The sequence below is a fragment of the Streptomyces sp. NPDC003691 genome (genome assembly GCF_053981115.1).
The window spans coordinates 70,195-87,383 of the sequence record NZ_JBSFNQ010000018.1 but is presented as its reverse complement, the minus strand read 5'-3'; the positions used below and the strand labels follow the sequence as shown (position 1 = coordinate 87,383).

Annotated in this window: 17 protein-coding genes and 1 pseudogene; 14 read left to right on the top strand and 4 right to left on the bottom strand. The window is 71.4% G+C overall.

From position 1 onward, the window contains the following. Positions 1–46 precede the first annotated feature (46 nt). Positions 47–421 (top strand): GntR family transcriptional regulator, encoded by a 375-nt coding sequence (locus ACWDR0_RS12070; protein WP_456351545.1) that lies wholly within the window; start codon positions 47–49, stop codon positions 419–421. 92 nt (positions 422–513) lie between these two features. Here ACWDR0_RS12070 and ACWDR0_RS12065 read toward each other — a convergent pair whose 3' ends face one another. After that, on the bottom strand, positions 514–1,134 hold the full coding sequence (locus tag ACWDR0_RS12065) for a GyrI-like domain-containing protein (protein WP_456351544.1): 621 nt from the start codon (positions 1,132–1,134) through the stop codon (positions 514–516). A gap of 160 nt (positions 1,135–1,294) precedes the next feature. On the opposite strand from ACWDR0_RS12065, the gene ACWDR0_RS12060 reads away from it, so the two are divergent. From ACWDR0_RS12060 to ACWDR0_RS12040, 5 genes are all read left to right on the top strand, one after another. Further along, positions 1,295–1,498, top strand: coding sequence for a hypothetical protein (locus tag ACWDR0_RS12060; protein ID WP_456351543.1), 204 nt, complete (start codon positions 1,295–1,297; stop codon positions 1,496–1,498). Positions 1,499–1,820: 322 nt separating this feature from the next. Then, positions 1,821–2,258, top strand: coding sequence for a hypothetical protein (locus tag ACWDR0_RS12055; protein WP_456351542.1), 438 nt, complete (start codon positions 1,821–1,823; stop codon positions 2,256–2,258). An 81-nt stretch (positions 2,259–2,339) separates the two neighbouring features. Further along, positions 2,340–2,648, top strand: coding sequence for a hypothetical protein (locus tag ACWDR0_RS12050; protein WP_456351541.1), 309 nt, complete (start codon positions 2,340–2,342; stop codon positions 2,646–2,648). Then, the gene (locus ACWDR0_RS12045) at positions 2,645–3,199 is read left to right on the top strand and encodes a hypothetical protein (protein WP_456351540.1); all 555 of its coding nucleotides are present in this window, start codon (positions 2,645–2,647) and stop codon (positions 3,197–3,199) included. Before ACWDR0_RS12050 ends, ACWDR0_RS12045 begins: the two co-directional genes overlap by 4 nt. Before the next feature lie 112 nt (positions 3,200–3,311). Continuing rightward, a complete protein-coding gene (locus ACWDR0_RS12040; protein WP_456351539.1) occupies positions 3,312–4,721 on the top strand; it encodes a ricin-type beta-trefoil lectin domain protein in 1,410 nt (469 codons plus the stop codon). Positions 4,722–4,776: 55 nt separating this feature from the next. On the opposite strand, the gene ACWDR0_RS12035 is transcribed toward ACWDR0_RS12040, so the two are convergent. Beyond that, positions 4,777–5,019 (bottom strand): DUF397 domain-containing protein, encoded by a 243-nt coding sequence (locus ACWDR0_RS12035; protein WP_456351567.1) that lies wholly within the window; start codon positions 5,017–5,019, stop codon positions 4,777–4,779. Positions 5,020–5,053: 34 nt separating this feature from the next. Next, on the bottom strand, positions 5,054–5,839 hold the full coding sequence (locus tag ACWDR0_RS12030; protein WP_456351538.1) for a DUF5753 domain-containing protein: 786 nt from the start codon (positions 5,837–5,839) through the stop codon (positions 5,054–5,056). 385 nt (positions 5,840–6,224) lie between these two features. Between ACWDR0_RS12030 and ACWDR0_RS12025 the strand changes: the two genes are divergently transcribed. Together ACWDR0_RS12025 and ACWDR0_RS12020 are read left to right on the top strand one after the other, a co-directional pair. Beyond that, the gene (locus tag ACWDR0_RS12025; protein WP_456351537.1) at positions 6,225–6,665 is read left to right on the top strand and encodes an ATP-binding protein; all 441 of its coding nucleotides are present in this window, start codon (positions 6,225–6,227) and stop codon (positions 6,663–6,665) included. Positions 6,666–6,916: 251 nt separating this feature from the next. Continuing rightward, positions 6,917–7,366, top strand: a complete 450-nt coding sequence (locus ACWDR0_RS12020) for a nitroreductase family deazaflavin-dependent oxidoreductase (RefSeq protein WP_456351536.1) — start codon at positions 6,917–6,919, stop codon at positions 7,364–7,366. Between the two features lie 18 nt (positions 7,367–7,384). Here ACWDR0_RS12020 and ACWDR0_RS12015 read toward each other — a convergent pair whose 3' ends face one another. Beyond that, a complete protein-coding gene (locus ACWDR0_RS12015) occupies positions 7,385–8,602 on the bottom strand; it encodes an amidohydrolase family protein (RefSeq protein ID WP_456351535.1) in 1,218 nt (405 codons plus the stop codon). Between the two features lie 410 nt (positions 8,603–9,012). On the opposite strand from ACWDR0_RS12015, the gene ACWDR0_RS12010 reads away from it, so the two are divergent. The 6 genes and pseudogenes from ACWDR0_RS12010 to ACWDR0_RS11985 all read left to right on the top strand — a co-directional run. Then, positions 9,013–9,771 (top strand): polysaccharide deacetylase family protein, encoded by a 759-nt coding sequence (locus ACWDR0_RS12010; RefSeq protein WP_456351534.1) that lies wholly within the window; start codon positions 9,013–9,015, stop codon positions 9,769–9,771. A 189-nt stretch (positions 9,772–9,960) separates the two neighbouring features. Beyond that, the gene (locus tag ACWDR0_RS12005; RefSeq protein WP_456351533.1) at positions 9,961–12,921 is read left to right on the top strand and encodes an AfsR/SARP family transcriptional regulator; all 2,961 of its coding nucleotides are present in this window, start codon (positions 9,961–9,963) and stop codon (positions 12,919–12,921) included. 649 nt (positions 12,922–13,570) lie between these two features. Then, positions 13,571–14,050, top strand: a complete 480-nt coding sequence (locus ACWDR0_RS12000) for a hypothetical protein (RefSeq protein WP_456351532.1) — start codon at positions 13,571–13,573, stop codon at positions 14,048–14,050. A gap of 429 nt (positions 14,051–14,479) precedes the next feature. Then, entirely contained in the window at positions 14,480–16,531 is a 2,052-nt protein-coding gene (locus tag ACWDR0_RS11995) for an ATP-binding protein (protein WP_456351531.1), read from the top strand. Beyond that, positions 16,528–16,962: a roadblock/LC7 domain-containing protein gene (locus tag ACWDR0_RS11990; protein WP_456351530.1), complete on the top strand. Its 435-nt coding sequence runs from the start codon at positions 16,528–16,530 to the stop codon at positions 16,960–16,962. Before ACWDR0_RS11995 ends, ACWDR0_RS11990 begins: the two co-directional genes overlap by 4 nt. Beyond that, positions 16,959–17,066: pseudogene (locus ACWDR0_RS11985) on the top strand (DUF742 domain-containing protein); the annotation flags it as partial. The gene ACWDR0_RS11990 and the pseudogene ACWDR0_RS11985, both read left to right, overlap by 4 nt. Positions 17,067–17,189: the final 123 nt, after the last annotated feature.

Sequence of the window (17,189 nt, the reverse complement as noted above, 5' to 3'; positions counted from 1 at the left end):
CGGCCGCCGCCGTCCCCCGTCCCCGATCCCACCCCGAGAGCGAGAGATGCTCTTCCGAATCGACCCCCAGTCGCCGCTCTCCCTCAGTGACCAGGTCGCGGCCTCCGTCCGGCGTGCCCTCGCCGACGGTACGGCCGCGCCGGGCGAGCGGCTCCCCGCGGCCCGGGAGCTGGCGACTTCCCTGGAGATAAACCTCCACACCGTGCTGCGGGGCTACCAGAAGCTGCGCGACGAGGGCCTGGTCGAACTCCGCCGCGGCCGGGGCGCGGTGATCAGCGATACGGCCGGCCCCGGGCAGGGGCGGCTCATCGAGCAGATCCACGAGCTGGCCGCCGAGGCCCGGTCGATCGGTCTCTCCGACGACGAACTCCTCACCCTGATCCGCCACGCCCTCACCGCCGGACCCGGCACCGCCCACTGAGCGCGGCGCCGCACCGCGCCCGGGCAGACCCGCCGCATCCAGCGGGCGGTCGCCAACGACGGCGGCCGCCGCGCCCGCGCGGACCCGCCCAGCTACCCCAGGGGCTCCACCGGCTGGCGCAGTACGGTCCGCAGCTTCTCGGGAGCCGCCCTGCGCGGGTCGCCGAGATAGATCTCATGGTGCATCCCCCGGGGCCGCAGCCCGTTGGCGGCGAGGTAGTGGTCGTGCAGCTCCGCCAGTGCGGGGGCCTCGTCGTCGTACGAACCGATGTGTAGCAACTGGGCGCTCGGTCCCTCGTGCAGGACCAGCCGCCGTACGCCGGAGACCGCGGGGAGCTTCTTCTTCGCCAGCGCGGCCCGGCGTGCCTCGTCGATCAGCTCCCCGGTGATCCACGGGGGCATCCCGATCAGCATCGTCCACTGCCACTCGTCCTTGGCCCGCGCGGTGAACGCGTCGGGCCGGTCGGACCACCACAGCCCCTCCAGCGGGGCGACGACGAAGTCCCCGCCCGCCATGGCCTTCGCCGCGAACTTGAGCGTGTAGGCCACCGCGTAGAGCGCCTCGACCGCGGTCCGGTAGGCGGGCGCCGTATTCGGGTCCCCGGCCCCGTCACAGGCGATGAACTGCTGCTCCGGCACATCCACGATGCGCCAGTCGGTGTTCCTGGGCGCGTAGAACTCCTTCTGCGCCTTCTTGACGTCGTACGGTGCCACGCTTCCGCCTCGCTCTCCCGAAGACCGCGCGCCGCCCGGCACCGCGCGGTAGCAACCGGCCGTGCCTACCGGACAGCCGGACGGCCGACCGTCTCATACCGGCGGCCGAGCCTCCGGGAAAACATCCGCAGACACACAACTCGGCTACCACAATGGTCATATGGAACCCCGTATCGGCATCGCGCTCTCGGCCCTGGAGGCCCTTCTGGCGGTGGCCTTCCTCGCCCTCGCCGTCCGGGCCGGCGCCGCAGGAGAGAACGCCATCCCCTGGTACACGGTCGGCGGCCTCCTGCTCGCCACGTCGCTGTACACCCTGACCCGCGGCATCCGCACCCTCCGCCGGACAGCACCACAGCACCGGTGACGCGCGCCGAGGACATCGCAAAAGCCCCCCGGTTCGACACCACCTCAGCCCCACAGCATTCACCCGCCGCCGCCGTTGCCCGCCGGGAATCCCGGAATCCTGGAATCCCCTACGGCGTGACGACAATCCCACTCGGCGTTGACAAAGATGTTCGGATTGCACACTTCTGCTCAGCAATCGCGCCATAGGGACCGGCTATGACCGCGCGATACCCGTAAGAACTCGCCAAATACCCTGGAACATTCGCGTCCGGACTCCCCGTGCAGCAAAGTCCGGAGGGACACGCTCACAACATTCGAAGATCTCTAACGGGGTGATCCACGTGAGCAGAATCAAGGTAGCCAAGATCCTGGCCGCCGCCACGGCCACCGGCATGATCGCCGCTCTGGGAGTCGTCGTCAGCGCGACGCCCGCCGCGGCCCACAAGATCACATGTTCCTGGAAGAAGGGCGTGGGTACGCCCTGGTCGACAAGCGGTAAGAACGCCAAAGGCTTTGTACAGGTCAAGTGCTCCGACAACCTCGACAAGGCCAACACCAGCGCCCAGATCCAGCTGTACCGGGACGGAAAATGGCGGAACCAGGGCAAGAAGGTGATCAGCTACTCCACCGCCAAGACCATCCACGTCAATGACACCGCGGCCAAACGGATCGGCGGGTACTACTACCGCACCAAGGGGACCCACTTCGGACAGCACGGAAACATATTCGCGCTGCCGACGTACTACTCTCCCGTCCGCCATCTCGTCCGCAACGGCTGACCGGGCCGGTCCGGACCGATCTTGAGGGCGCGCGGTACTCCGGCCGGAGTGCCGCGCGCCCCGCACCGATGAGGAGGAAGAATGCGGGAACTGGAACCGCAGGCAGTCCAGTTGGTCAACCTTGCGCAGGAGGTCTGCCGGGTCCGTCACGGCCGGGTGGTCACCCCGCAGGACTTCGTCTTCGCCTATGTCGTACGGCAGCTGACGCCCCAGGGCGAGTCCCCCGGATACAAGGCCCAGGACAGCGCCTCCCCGGAACACGTCCTGCTCGGCCCCGAGATCCATGCCGTACTGACGCTGGAGACGGACCAGCCGGTCGTCCTGGGCGAACTGGTGGATCTGGCGGCCGCGCACTGCAAGGAGCTGATCGGATATCTGGGGATCGAGTGAACGGACGGCGGTCCACCGGGTACGGAACACTCGCCCTGCTCCTGACGGTGGCGGGATGCACCTCCACTGAGCCGGACGGTCTCGAAGGCGCGGGCTGGACAAGGGAGTCCGTCCTCAGCGGCGCGGAAGCCGTCATCGGCCAGGTCTCACCGGACGGATGCCGGCCTCTCGTGGCACTGCTCGACCGCCGTACGCCCCAGGACGAGGTCACCGGATTCCGCCATGAAAAGCGCGGCTCCTACCTTCTGATCCGCGAGTTCTTGGGGGCCGGTGGCTTTCCCCGGCGGGTTCTGGAGGCGGCCCGGGCCTGCCCGGCGATGACGATGGGATACGACTCCACCAGCCTCGACTACACCGTCACCGTCGTCGGCCGTGGCGAACGGGAGACCCGGCTGATGCTGGCCGCCCAGGAGTCCGGCGGCCCCCTGACCGAGATGCTGGTGTCCGCGGTGGAGCGGAACGGCAGGCAGTCACTGATCCGGGTCATGCGCCCCGAGGGCATCGGAGACACCGAGCGGGCGGGCGCCGATCTGGCGGTTTCCACCGGCTGACGCTTCCCACGGCTGACGCTTACCGGAGACTCGTCGGCGTGTCGGTTGGTCCCGCTCCGGACTCCGGAAGATGCTCGGCGTCAGAAGAGTGCCGGCGGTGGAAGGGGTCCCGGTGGGGCGAAGCTCCCGGGTGGCAAGGGTCGCGGCCGCGCTGGCCGTCTGCGCCCTGTCGGCATCGGCCTGCTATCCCCCGCCGGAGATCGCGGCGGGATCGACCCGCCCGGCCGCCCCGGCCCAGGACCCGCAGACCTGCCGTCGCACCCTGGTCGGTGTGGCCCACCCCGATGACGACGTCTTCTTCCTGACCCCGGAGATCAGACACACCATCCGCGCCGGATGCCCCGTCGACACCGTCTATCTGACCGCGGGCGACGACGGCAAGAAGGACCGGCAGGCGGCGCTGAAGTACGTCGACCGCAGGGAGTACGGGGTACGGGCGGCCTACGCCGAGATGGCCGAGGCGGCCAACGACTGGAAGCGGGCCGATGTGCAGGCGGACGGCGTCCGGGTCCGGTCCTATCTCCTCGCCGACAAGGACCGGGACACCGATGTACGGCTGACCTTCCTCGACCTCCACGACGGACTCCCCCGGGGCGGGAGCCCGAACAGCCTGCTCAAGCTCTTCGTGGGGAGCCGGAGCAGCATCGAGCCGTTCCAGGGCGGCAGCGGGAGCTATACGGAGAGCGAGCTGCTCGCGACGGTCTCCGCACTGGTCCGGCTGAGCGGGGCCGAACGCATTCTGACCATGGACCACGACAACGCCTCGTTCGCCTTCGGCCTCGGCGGCGGCGTCGACCACAGCGACCACGGCATCACCGCCCGGTACCTCAGGAAGGTCGGCTACGCCCTCGGCATCCCGGTCTCCTCCTACCTCGGCTACACCATGTCCCCGTTGAAGCCGAACCTCAACGCCGCCGAGTCGGCCGAGAAGGACGAGGTGGCGCGCTGGTACATCGCCAACCGGGAGTGCCGCGCCACCGGGACCTGTGCGAACGTAGCCCCCTTCAAGGGCCCGCTCAAGAAGGACTGGAGTCTGTGGATCCACCGCCAGTACCAGCAGAGTCCACGGGCCCCGCGCACCGGTGAGCTGCTGGGGGACATCGGCCGGACCACGTACTTCACGGGCCGGAGTCCGGAGCAGTGTCTGCACGCCGACGCCGACAAGGTTGATATCCGCGCCTGCGACGGTTCGGCCGAACAGAAATGGGACTTGGGCCATGACAAGACGATCCGGCCCCGGAGCGACCGGGGCTCCTGCCTGACCGCGTCGGAGGAGTCCGCCCGGCTCACGTCGTGCCGGCCCGGCGACCCGGACCAGCGGTGGACCCGGGTGCCGTGGCAGAGCACCACGTGGAAGCGGACCGCCTGGCAGATTTCCGGAAGCGGAAATCGCTGTCTGTACCAGGACGACCGCGAACTCCCCGCCCGCTGGGACGCCCGCGACCGGCAGAACCCGCAGTTGAAGCTCTCCGCCTGCGGGCAGCAGCCGATGCCGGAGCTGTACTGGCGGTGGGGTGGGTGATGGCTGTGTCGGGGTGCTCCCCTTTGCTGGAAAAGAGGAGCACCCCGACACGGCCCTAGAGGCGCGGTGCCCCGGCCGCGAAGCTCACAAAGGAGGACCAGGCGGCGGCGGGGATATGGAGAGCCGGACCGTCCTTGACCTTGGAGTCCCGGATCCCGATGTGGGTGGCGAGGTCAGCGACCTCGACACAGTTGTTGCCGGTTCCGTCACTGTACGAGGACTTGAACCAGGCGGCCTCGACGCACTCGTTCCCCGTACCGTCGCTGTAGGACGACTTGAACCACGGACCGGCAGGGATCAGCTCTATCGCGGAGTGAGTATTGATGGCTCTACTACCTTCTCGCTAGTTCCGTCACAAAGGCGATGGTTTCCTCGACCCCGAGGGCCACACCCACCATCGAATTGAACCGGCGCATGAACCGGCTCACCTCTTGCGGTTTGTCCGAGGTGGAGATCGCACCCCATGCGTTGTCGGTCTGCACCCGGGACGGCAGATCCCCGAGATCGAGGATTCGGAAGTCGTGGACGGCACGGTACCCACGACGGAATGGGAGGACCTGTATCGAGACGTGGTCCAGGCTCGCCAGCCGGACGATCTCCTCGTACTGGCCGCGCATTACGTCATCGTCACCCACCGGGATCCGCAGCGCCGCTTCACCCAGGATGATCCGAAGCCGTACAGGTTTCTCTCGTACAAGCACCCTGCGCTTACGCTCCATGCGGAGTTCAACGTTGCGGTTGACGAACTCTGTAGTGGTGTCTTCTACCGGGCGGCTCATCTCGTAGATGGCCTTTGCGTACTCTGCCGTCTGGAGCATCCCGAACACCACCGTCGGGTGGTACGCCGTGATGGCGACCGCCTCTGCTTCAAGCCCAACGTAATGCGGCATGCCAGGTGGCATGAAACTGCGGTACTGCGTCAACCACTCCTCGTTCGGCGCCTCCCGGTTCAGCGCGACCAGTTCCTCGACGAGTTGCTCGTCCGTCACGCTGTACCGCTTCAGCAGCGTCCGCAGTACCCCGACGTTGCGGCGGAAGTTGAGTTCGCCGAGTTCGATCCTCGTGAGCGTCGCCTCGGAGAAGTCCTTCAGCCCCCGAACCGCCTCCTTGCGGCTCATGCCTCTGCCACCGGCCCGCTCAACGGGTGGACAGTTCTCCCGTAACTGCCGAAGTTGAATGCCTAGTTCCAGGCGACGGCCCGTCGCCCCGCGTTTGGCTCCCACCTGCGCACCCCTCCAGGGCCCGTGTGCATGTCCAGTATGCCGCTGTGCAGGTCCATCGCGCCTCTGTGCAGGCACCGACGGCCGTTGAGCACGCCCCCGCATAGTCCACTTTGGCCACTCGCAGGGTATTCAGCGGTGTTCGTATTGCGACTCGTTCAGTCCCGCCGTCACGGTAGTTGAGGCAGCACACGCAGGCACGACCTTGCCGGAGAACCACTCTGCAAGGTGGCGATCCGCACGCCTGCACGACAATCCAATGGGCTTGCGAGAGGGACTCGTCATGAGCACCATCACGACCGAACCGGCTCCGGTACCTGCGGCCGGATTCGAAGTGCGGTTGAACCGGTCCGGGAAGGCCGGTGATCCGCTCACCGACGAGGACCGGCTGTGGCCCGGACTCATGCGGTACGCCGCTCGGGCCCACACCCGGCTGTGGCGGCTGGACCATCTCACCGACGCCGTGGATCTGATCGTCTCCGAGCTGGTTACCAATGCCCTGGTGCACGGCGAGGGTGCCGTGGACATCCGGATGTGGCGGACGGACAAGCGGCTGTTCGTGGAGGTGGGGTCGGCCAGTCCCCGGGTGCCCCGGATGCGGCAGTCCGGGCCGCTGGACGAGAACGGGCGGGGGCTGCATCTGGTGGCCGTACTCGCCGACGGGTGGGGGGTGACGGCCGGCGGGGCCTGGTGTGCGCTGCGGGTCGACCGGGACATGGCATGAGCGAGCGGCGCCCCGCGGAGGCCGGTACGCGCCTCCCCCCGCGGCCGCTGAATCTGCTGGAAGCGTGGCCGGACGTCGTCATACTCCCGAGCGGCCTCGCCCGGGGGCTGGCCGTCCTGGAGCCGCCGTACTGGGAGCCGCTCACCAGCCATCACGCGGCGGGTCCGCCGGGAAGGGCGCCGAGGGGTGCGAGGATCCCCTTTCGTGGCGGCAACCACGCCGTCGCGTCACCGCCGGCGAAAGGGCCGATCGTGTCCGAGCAGCAGCCGATGTCACCGTCGGAGTTCAACCAGAAGATCATCGAGGAGTTCCGGGGGAACGCGGGCCGGGTCGGCGGGATGTTCGAGAACCTTCCGCTGGTGCTCCTCACCACCACCGGCGCCCGCAGCGGAAAGCTGACGACGACCCCGCTGGCGTACGCGCGGGACGGCGGGCGGATCGTCGTGTTCGCCTCCAACGGCGGTGCCGACCGGCACCCCGCCTGGTACTGGAACGTCTCGGCGCATCCCCGGGTGACCGTGGAGGTCGGGACCGACGGCGGCGAGGTGGAGGAGTACGAGGCCACCGCCACCGCGCTCCAGGGCGAGGAGCGGGACCGGATCTATGCGGCGCAGGCCGAGCGCGTCCCGGCCTTCGCCGAGTACCAGGCCGGGACCAGCAGGGTGATCCCCGTGATCGCGCTGGAGCGCACCGCGCCGTAACGCACCGGAGAGCCGGGCTCAGCCCGCCCAGAGGCCGTCCGCCGTCAGGCCGAGGAGTTCGATCGCATTGCCCCGGACGATCCGCTCCACCACGTCCGGGGCGAGGTGGCCCATCTGGGCCTCGCCGACCTCGCGGGACTTCGGCCAGGTGGAGTCGGAGTGCGGGTAGTCCGTCTCGTAGAGCACGTTCCCGGCGCCTATCGCGTCGAGATTGCGCAGGCCGAAGGGGTCGTCGAAGAAGCAGCCGTAGATATGTCCGGCGAACAGCTCGGACGGCGGGCGCAGCACCTTCTCCGCCACTCCGCCCCAGGCCCGGTTCTCCTCCCACACCGTGTCGGCGCGCTCCAGGATGTAGGGAATCCAGCCGATCTGCCCCTCGGCGTACATGATCTTCAGGTTGGGGAAGCGTTCGAACTTGCCGCTCATCAGCCAGTCGACCATCGAGAAGCAGCAGTTCGCGAAGGTGATCGTGGAGCCGACGGCGGGCGGGGCGTCGGCGGAGGTGGACGGCATCCTGGAGGACGAGCCGATATGCATGGCGATGACCGTGCCGGTCTCGTCGCAGGCCCGGAGGAAGGGGTCCCAGCCGTCGCCGTGGACGGAGGGCAGCCCCAGGAACGGCGGGATCTCGGAGAAGGCGACGGCCCGGACCCCGCGGGCAGCGTTGCGGCGGACCTCGGCGGCGGCCAGCTCCGCGTCCCAGAGGGGGACGAGGGTGAGCGGGATCAGCCGCCCCCGGGCCTCGGGGCCGCACCACTCCTCGACCATCCAGTCGTTGTAGGCGCGGACCCCGAGGAGGGCCAGCTCGCGGTCCCTGGCCTCGGTGAAGGTCTGGCCGCAGAAGCGCGGGAAGGTGGGGAAGCAGAGCGCGGACTGGACATGGTTGACGTCCATGTCGGCGAGACGGTCCGGGACGCTGTGGGAGCCGGGCCGCATCTGCTCGTAGGTGATCACTTCGAGCCTGATCTCGTCGCGGTCGTAGCCGACGGCGGTGTCGAGGCGGGTGAGGGGGCGGCGCAGGTCCTCGTAGATCCACCAGTCGCCGATCGGGCCCTCGTCCCCTTTCTCCCCCATGACGGGCGCGAATTTCCCGCCCAGGAAGGTCATCTCCTTCAGGGGGGCGCGGACGACGCGCGGTGCGGCGTCCGCGTACTTCGACGGGAGGCGGTCCCGCCAGACATGAGGGGGCTCCACCGTGTGGTCGTCCACCGAGATGATCTTCGGGAAGTTCTCCATGGATTCACGGTAGCGGCGATCTGACGGTTCGTCAGCTAGTGGTGGGTGACGGAACCGGCCGGAGGGTGCGGCGGCGGTACGAGACCGGGGTGCGGCAGCCGTACGGGGCCGGGGCACGGGTGCGCCGCAGGGACCGGGCGGGGCGCGGCGGGCCCGGCGGGAGGTCCGCACAGGGCCGGGGCACCCCCCGGACAGGCCCCGCGGACAGGCCCGCGGGACGTTCCGGCCCGCCCCCGCCCGGCGCCTCCACACTCCCGGCACCAGCCGTCCCCGACACCTCACCGGACACCTGGGGAACCTCCGCCCCCTGCGTCGCGTCTTCCCCTACGCCCCCGCCAGGCACCTCTCGCAGTCGTGTGTAGTGTGCAAGCGGAAGTGACCACTCCGAAACGCCCAGGGGGATCCCCACCATGCCCGCCACCAGGAGAAACGTTCGGCCGGCAGTCGCCGCCGCGCTGCTCGCACTCGCCGTGCCCGCCCTCGCGGCCTGCGGGATGGAGACCACCGCGCCCGCGACCGCGCGGGGCGACGCGAAGGGCGAGCCGGCCCCGGGGACCGTCGACTGCGAGAAGGTGAAGTGCATCGCGCTGACCTTCGACTCCAGCCCGGGCAAGAAGACCCCGCAGCTGCTCGACTACCTCAAGCAGGAGAGGGTCCCGGCCACCTTCTTCGTCATGGGCCGGAATCACCTCACCAAGTGGCCCGAGGTGGTGAAACGATTCGCTGACGAGGGTCACGAGGTCGCCAACCACACCTGGACCCATCCGCGGCTCGACAAGCTCAAGAAGAGCGAGATCCGGGAGGAGCTGTCCCGGACCAATATCGAGCTGGAGAAGATCACCGGCCGCAAGCCCACCCTGATGCGGCCGCCGCAGGGGCGCATCAACGACGACGTGACGGCCGTCTCCAAGGAGCTGGGGCTCGCCCAGATCCTCTGGAACGCCACCGCCAAGGACTACTCCACCAACGACTCCGCACTCATAGAGAGCCGCATACTCAAGCAGGCCAAGAAGGACGGAATCATTCTTTTGCATGACATCTACGACGGAACGGTTCCCGCCGTTCCCGGGATTGTCACCGAGCTGAAGAAGCGCGGCTACACCTTTGTCACGGTCTCCCAGTTGCTCGCCCCCGCCAAGGCCAACCCTGGTGAAATCTACCGGCCTTGACACTCCGCTCCCGTTCGCCGGGGGAAAGCGGAGGGCCGATTGCCGGATGTGGCGGGAGATCGCCAAGGGGCGTTAGGGAGCCGACAGGCCAGGGCAATGAGCCGAATGAGGCGCTCCGCCTGCTGACGGAGCCGACGTACACAAGGCAGACTGTCGGATGCGAACCGGCAGTTGGGGGCAGGGGGCAGCATGGACCGTGACAGCGGGCCTCGCGTACCGGAGCAGCGGACTCCGGCGCCCAACGAGGCCAGTGGAGCCAACGGCGCCGTCGAACTCCGCTTCAGTGTGCTCGGTCCCGTCCGCGCCTGGCGCGCCGGGCAGCCGCTGCCGCCGGGCTCCCCGCAGCAGCGGGCGCTGCTCGCGGCGCTGCTGCTGCGCGACGGCCGGACCGCGACCTCGCACGAGCTGATCGACGCCATGTGGGGCGACGAGCCGCCGTCCCAGGCCCTGGCCACCATCCGGACCTATGCGCACCGGCTGCGCAAGGTGCTCTCGTCGACCACCCTGGTCTCCGAGGCCGGCGGCTACGCCCTGCGGATAGAGCGGGACGCCCTGGACCTCTCGGTCGCCCAGGAGCTGGCGGCCGCCGCCGAGAAGGTCCGGGCCGCCGGGGACCCGGGCCAGGCCCGGAAGCTGGTCACCAAGTCGCTCGGGCTGTGGGACGGCGAGCCCCTCGCCAATGTCCCCGGCCCGTACGCGGAGAACCAGCGGACCCGCCTGGAGGAGTGGCGGCTCCAGCTGATGGAGACCCGCCTCGATCTCGATCTGGAGGTCGGGGCCCATGCCGAGGCGGTCTCGGAGCTGACGGCCCTGACCGCGGCCTATCCGCTGCGGGAGCGGATGCGCGAGCTGCTGATGCTCGCGCTCTACCGCAGCGGCCGCCAGGCGGAGGCCCTCGCGGTCTACGCGGACACCCGGCGACTGCTCCTGGAGGAGCTGGGCGTCGACCCCAATCCCGAGCTGTCGCAGTTGCAGGAGCGCATCCTGCGGGCGGACACGGCACTCGCCGCGCCCCCCGAACAGCACACGGCCCCGGCGCCCCCGGCCCAGCCCGCCCAGCTGCCGGCGACCGTCCCGGACTTCACCGGCCGGACCTCTTTCGTCCGGGAGCTGAGCGACCGGCTGGCGACGGCCGAGGGGTCGGTGATGGCGGTGTCCGCGCTGGCGGGCATCGGCGGTGTCGGGAAGACGACCCTCGCGGTCCATGTCGCCCACGAGGCCCGCCCCCGCTTCCCCGACGGCCAGCTCTATATCGACCTCCAGGGCACCAGCGCCCGCGCCGCCGAGCCCGAGGCCGTGCTGGGTGCCTTCCTGCGCGCCCTCGGGCTGCCCGAGGCAGCCGTCCCCGAGACCCTCGACGAGCGGTCCGCGCTCTACCGCTCCACACTCGCCGGGCGCCGGGTGCTGGTCCTGCTGGACAATGCCCGCGACGCCGCCCAGATCCGTCCGCTGCTGCCCGGGACCGCGGGCTGCGCCGCCCTGGTGACCAGCCGGGTGCGGATGGTCGATCTGGCCGGGGCGCATCTGGTGGACCTGGATGTGATGTCCCCGGAGGAGTCGCTCCAGCTCTTCTCCCGGATCGTCGGCTTCGAGCGGGTCTCCGCCGAACGGCAGTCGTCGCTGGACGTGGTCGCCGCCTGCGGTTTCCTGCCGCTGGCGATCCGGATCGCCGCCTCCCGGCTGGCCGCCCGGCGCACCTGGACGGTGTCGGTGCTCGCCGAGAAGCTCGCCGACGAGCGCCGCCGCCTGGACGAGTTGCAGGCCGGCGACCTCGCCGTGAAGGCCACCTTCGAGCTGGGCTACGGCCAGTTGGAGCCGGGCCAGGCCCATGCCTTCCGGATGCTGGGACTGGCGGACGGTCCTGACATGTCCCTGGCTGCCGCGGCTGCCGTGCTGGGCCTTCCGGCCCAGCAGACGGAGGATCTGCTGGAGGCCCTGGTGGACACCTCCCTGCTGGAGTCCGCCGCCCCCGGCCGCTACCGCTACCACGACCTCGTCCGGCTCTATGCCCGCGCCTGCGCCGAGCGCGACGAAAGCTCCGAGGAGGGCGAGGAGGCCCTCGCCCGGCTGCTGGACTTCTATCTCGCCACCGCCGCCCGGGTGTACGGGATCGAGCGCCCCGGCGACCGGCTGGTCGACCATGTCGGCCCGGTGGGGCTCGAAGGGCTGGTCTTCGCCGACCGCCGCCGCGCCCAGGACTGGCTCTACTCCGAGGCCAACTGCATGCTCGCGAGCGCCCGGCAGGCGGCGGGCGGGCGGCGGCTGCGGATCGCCGCCGATCTGCTGTGGGCCGCGCAGGGGCTGGCCGAGTCCGGGGCCAACTCCAAGCTGTACGAACTGGCCGCGTTCGCCGTACGGGACGCCGCCCACGGCGCCGGGGAGGTCCGCACGGAGGCCAGGGCCCGGGTGTCCACCACCAATGTGCACCTCATCGCCGGACGTTACGAGGACGCGGACGACGAGGCCCGGATCGCCGCCGAGCTGGCCGGCGCCGTCGGGGACGCCGCCCCGCAGTACTGGTCGGACAACGACCGCGGCATCATCGCCTTCAACCAGGGGCGTTACGAGGCGGCGGAGGAGTTCCTGCGCCGCGCGTCCGAGGGCGCCCGGCTCGACGGCAGCTTCTCCAGCGAGGCCAGCGCCCTCTGCAACCTCTCCCGCACCCAGCTCTCCCTGGACCGGGTGCCGGAGGCCATCGACCTGGCCCAGCAGGGCGTCGCGATATACGAGCGGATCAACCACACCCTGCGGCTGGCCAACGCCCGCTATGCGCTGGGCGTCGCGCTCACCCAGGCGGGGCGGCACCCGGACGCGCTGGAGCAGCTGACGGAGTCGCTGGAGCTGTTCGAGGCGAACCGGCAGCGGCTCTGGGAAGGGACGGCCCACTTCCGGATCGCCCAGGTCCATCTCTCGGCCCGGCGCGCGGCCCGCGCCGCCCAGCACTGCGAACAGGCCCTCGCCATCGGCTGCATCGGCGGTGACCGGATCCGCGGCATCGTCCTGATCACCCTGGGCCGGGCCCTGTCGGCCCTGGGCCAGGCGGATCGCGCCCGGGCCTGCTGGCTGGAGGCGAAGTCCCTTCTGGAAGCGGCGGGTGCACCGGAAGCGGAGGAGGCCAGAGGGCTGCTCGCGCCGCTGAGTACGCTCTGAGTTCACCGCCAGGGTCACCGCCGCGGTGCGGCCGCGTTCCGGCCGGGGCGGCTCCCGGCCCACCCCGGCCCGCCCCGCTTCCGGATCCGCTTCCGGCCCCGCCCCGGAACGCGCCTCCGGCTCCGGCGGACGGCGGTCGGACGCCGGTCCCCCGGACCGTCCGGCCGCGGTGAACCGAAACCGGGTGCGAATCCGTGTCCCCGTCGGGCGCCGTGCGCCGTCCGGTCCGGACGGCCACCGCCCGCGGCGGCAAACGGAAGGGCCGACCGACGGCGAAACGGAAGCAACAGCGGGAACCGGCGCCCGGATACGCCGGCCAGGACGGGGGCGCGAAGGCGCCCGGTGACTGCACCGGGGGGCGCACTCTCGAACAGACGGGACGCACGGCGCCCTTGAGCCGCCGCGTTTCCGCAGTTGAACGGGGTTGTGACCGGTTTCTGTCTCCACGTTCATCGAATGTTTATGCCGATCCGACATGCTCTTCAGCAGTCGATCCGGCGCAACGGGGGGCAGTCGGATCGCACGGGACCTCTCCTCTCCGGGGGGTGAGGAGCAGGTCCCTGGCCTTCCGTCCGGGAACCCTCGGGGGAGTTCCCGGCCGGAAGGCCGCTCTCGTTCCACAGGCACCGACACAAGGGGGACAGGAAAGATGACACAGAACAGTTCGAACGACTTCATCGCACGCGGAGCCGCCCAGGCTCCGGCCGCCGAGGGCATTCTGCCCCGGGAGCGCCACACTCCGGCGCCGCCGGCCCCGGGCCCCGTCGCCCCGCCCACCGTTCCGGCCGACCAGGGCACCGCCCCGGGCGGCCCGCAGACGCCCGTCCCGCCGGTCACCGGCGACCCGGCGACCGCCCCGCAGGCCGGGACGAAGACCCCGGTACCGCCGGCCGAGGGCATTCTGCCCCGGGAGCGCCACACTCCGGCGCCGCCGGCGCCCGGTCCGGCCGTCCCGCCCGCCGAGACTCCGGCCACGCCGCCCGCGGCCCCGCCGGTCGGCTCCGGTGAGGGCACGCCCACGACGGACGGCACCGCCACGCCGCCCGCTCCCTCGTCCGAGCCCTCCGCGGACGAGGAGATCGTCACCATGGAGCGCCACACTCCGGCGCCGCCCCGGCCCCGGGACTGAGCCCCCCGGAGTCGGAGACGACCGGTGAATGAGGTACGGCCGCGGCTTCCTGGGGGAGCGCCGCGGCCGTACCGCTCTGTCCGGGCCCGTTCCGTCCGGGCCCGCTGGGTCCGAGCCTGTTCCGTCCGCCGCCGGGGTACGCGCCCAGCTCCGGGGCGCCCGTCCGGGGAGTCCGCCGTCCGGCACCACCGGCTACCGGGGCACCTGCGGCCACCCCGTTCACCAGGGAAAACAGTCACCACACCCTGCTCAGCAGCCACTTGAGGCATCTCACGCCCCATAGAGAGCAATCCATGACATAAGTGGCCGATCATTAAAACAAGTTCACAATTTCTTCCCGGGGCCCCTCCCGCAACCGATCACTAACGGTGTGTACTTGAGCGGTCGTCGACGACGGCACCAGAACCACCACCCTCCCCAGAGGTTTCGATGATCGAGATACCGGAGCTGGCCGCCGCGGGCCTGGCCGCCGGGACCCTGTCGGCCTTTGTTCTGGGTGGGGGCCTGCTGCGGGCCCGGCGGACCCGGCACCGGCAGGCCGCCGAGATCGAGACGCTGCGGACCCATCTCGTCGTCGCCCGGGAGGAAGCCGACCGTACGGCCGCTCGGACCGCCGGGGCCTGCGCCGCCGAGGTCGCGCACCTCGCGGAGCACCGGCTCCCGGCCACCGCCGCGCGTACCGTCCATCCCCATGTGCGGGTTCCCGGGGCCCTCCGCCCCGAGACCGCAACCGGTGAACTCGGCACCGCCCTGGACGGCGTCCTCACCGGAGTGTGCGCCGCCCTCGACCGGGAGCGCGAGCGCGTCGACGCCGCCGCCCGGGCCGTGATGCGCGGCGCCACCCGCGAGGTCCAGGCCGGTCTCTACCGTCTCCAGGACGATCTGCGCGCCCTCCAGCAGCGGTACGACGACCCCGAACTCTCCCAGATCCTCTACGCCCTGGACCACGAGAACGAGCAGTCGCTGCGCCGGGCGCAGGTCGCGGCCGTCGTCTGCGGCGCCTGGGTGGGGCTGGCCCGCGAGGAGTCGCATCTGGTCGACGCGGTCACCGGCGGGCAGTCCAGGATCGTCGGCTACCACCGTGTCGAGATCGGCAACCATCTGGAGGACGGCACCGCGCTGGTCTCGCACGCCGTCGAGCCCGTCGCGATCATCGTCGCCGAGCTGCTGGACAACGCCCTGCGGCACTCCTCCCCCGACACCAGGGTCACGGTCCATCTGGAGCGGGCGCATCACGGCGTCACCGTCACCGTGGACGACGCGGGCGTCGGCATGGCCGCCGACGAACGGGCCTACGCCCAGCGGATGGCGGCCGGCAGCGAACCGATTCTCCTCTCCGAACTGGGCGATCCGCCGCGGATGGGGCTGGCCGCCGTCGGCCAGCTGACCCGGCAGTTCGACCTGTCGGTCGACCTGTCCTCGCCGTCGCCGTACGGGGGCGTCCGCGCCGTACTGCTGATCAAATCCCATCTGCTGAGCCGTATCGACCCCGTGGCACACCCCCCGGCGGCCAGCGCGCCGCGCTCCACCCGGAGCGCGGGCGCCGCGGAGGCGGCGGCGCAGGAGCACTCCGGCCGCCACCCCCTGCCGGAGCCGGGACGGCTCCCGGTCCGCCAGAGCCGCCGGTCCGCTGCCGCGGCGGCCGCGGACAACCCGGGGGACCCGGCGACTCCCGCGGACCGCGCCGCGGCCGGCGTGCCGGACGCCGCCGGGACGCCCGGCACCGGCCTGGCGGACCAGGGGCCCGGGACGGCAGCCGTGCCGGACAGCACCGGAAACCCCGCCGCCGAACCGGCGCACCCCGCCGCGGCCGGCACCGGCCCGGCGGCCCGGGGGACCTACCCGCCTGCCGCACCCGGCGGCACCGGTCCCGCTGACCAGAGGCCCGGCGTACCCGCCGCGCACGACGGCACCGGAAACCCGGAGACCGCCGCCCCGGCGCCCCGTACGGGCCGCGCCTATCTGACGGACCGGGCCGGTACCGGCGCCGCGCCGGACGGCACCGGAAACCCGGAGACCACCGCCTGGTCCGGTGACCCCGCCGCGCCGGACGGCGCCGGAGACCCGGGCGCCATCGGTCCAGCCGCTGCCGGTACCTCCCCCGGCGCCGCCCCGGCCACCACCGCCCGGTCCGGTGTCCCGGCCGCGCCGGACGGCACCGGTACCCGGGAGGCCAACGCCCCGGCCGGGACACCGCCTCCCGGGCCCGGGACCACCGCCGGGCACCCCCCGGACGACTCACCCCAGCCCCACCGGCCGGAAGGCGAGGCGCTCCCCCGGCGCCGCCGCCGTGTCCGGACGGACGGAACCACCGGGACGGAGACGGCCCCCGCCCGTCCCCGCTCCGCCGTGCGGACCCCGGAGGAGGCCGCCGCCGCCCTCGGCGCGCTCCAGGCCGGCACCGCGGCCGCACGCAAAGCCGCCGAACCCGGCGCCCTCGACCCCGGCGCCGGCCACACCGAAGGGAACCACCCCCGATGACCACCCGTACCTCCCGCGATTCCGGCGACACCGCCTGGGTGCTCGATCCGATCCTGGAGATCCCGCATGTACGGGCCGCCGTCCTGCTGACCCTCGACGGCCTGGTCTCCGGCTACTCCGACCGGCTGTCACGGCCGTCGGCCGAGCGCACCGCCGCCATCATCAGCACCGTGCAGGGCGCCTGCCGCAGCGCCGCCGCGACCTTCGCCGACCGGGAGACCGCCGAGGTCCGGCAGGTCGTCATCGAGTCGGACCACGGCTACATCCTGGTGGCGCCCACCCGCCACGGCACCTGTGTGGCCGCCTACGGCGACCCGGAGGTACGGCTCGACCTGCTGGCCCACCGGGTCCACTCGCAGGTGGCGAAGCTGGGTGAGAAAGCCATGTCCGCGGCGCCCCGTGGGACCGATGGCGACGTCGCTGCCGGATGACGGCCCGCCGGGGCGGCCGTCCCCTGGTCCCGGCATATCTGTCGACGGGCGGCCGGGCCAGGCCGAGTACGGACTCTCTGGAGCGGCTGTCGGTCCTCACGGGCCTGGCCGTACCGGGCGCCGGGACACCACCGGAAGCGCCGGAGCCGACGCCGGGGCCCGGCCCGCGACCGCGGCAGCAGGCACCGGAGCCGGAACCGGAACCGGTCCCCGCGGGCCGGTCCACC

Coding starts and splice junctions, on each gene's coding strand:
- ACWDR0_RS12050 (WP_456351541.1), top strand. CDS start 2,340: ATGCGGGAACTGGAACCGCAGGCAGTCCAGTTGGTCAACCTTGCGCAG.
- ACWDR0_RS11995 (WP_456351531.1), top strand. CDS start 14,480: ATGATCGAGATACCGGAGCTGGCCGCCGCGGGCCTGGCCGCCGGGACC.
- ACWDR0_RS12025 (WP_456351537.1), top strand. CDS start 6,225: ATGAGCACCATCACGACCGAACCGGCTCCGGTACCTGCGGCCGGATTC.
- ACWDR0_RS12030 (WP_456351538.1), bottom strand. CDS start 5,839: ATGAGCCGCAAGGAGGCGGTTCGGGGGCTGAAGGACTTCTCCGAGGCG.
- ACWDR0_RS12060 (WP_456351543.1), top strand. CDS start 1,295: ATGGAACCCCGTATCGGCATCGCGCTCTCGGCCCTGGAGGCCCTTCTG.
- ACWDR0_RS12015 (WP_456351535.1), bottom strand. CDS start 8,602: ATGGAGAACTTCCCGAAGATCATCTCGGTGGACGACCACACGGTGGAG.
- ACWDR0_RS12010 (WP_456351534.1), top strand. CDS start 9,013: ATGCCCGCCACCAGGAGAAACGTTCGGCCGGCAGTCGCCGCCGCGCTG.
- ACWDR0_RS12070 (WP_456351545.1), top strand. CDS start 47: ATGCTCTTCCGAATCGACCCCCAGTCGCCGCTCTCCCTCAGTGACCAG.
- ACWDR0_RS12000 (WP_456351532.1), top strand. CDS start 13,571: ATGACACAGAACAGTTCGAACGACTTCATCGCACGCGGAGCCGCCCAG.
- ACWDR0_RS12005 (WP_456351533.1), top strand. CDS start 9,961: ATGGACCGTGACAGCGGGCCTCGCGTACCGGAGCAGCGGACTCCGGCG.
- ACWDR0_RS11990 (WP_456351530.1), top strand. CDS start 16,528: ATGACCACCCGTACCTCCCGCGATTCCGGCGACACCGCCTGGGTGCTC.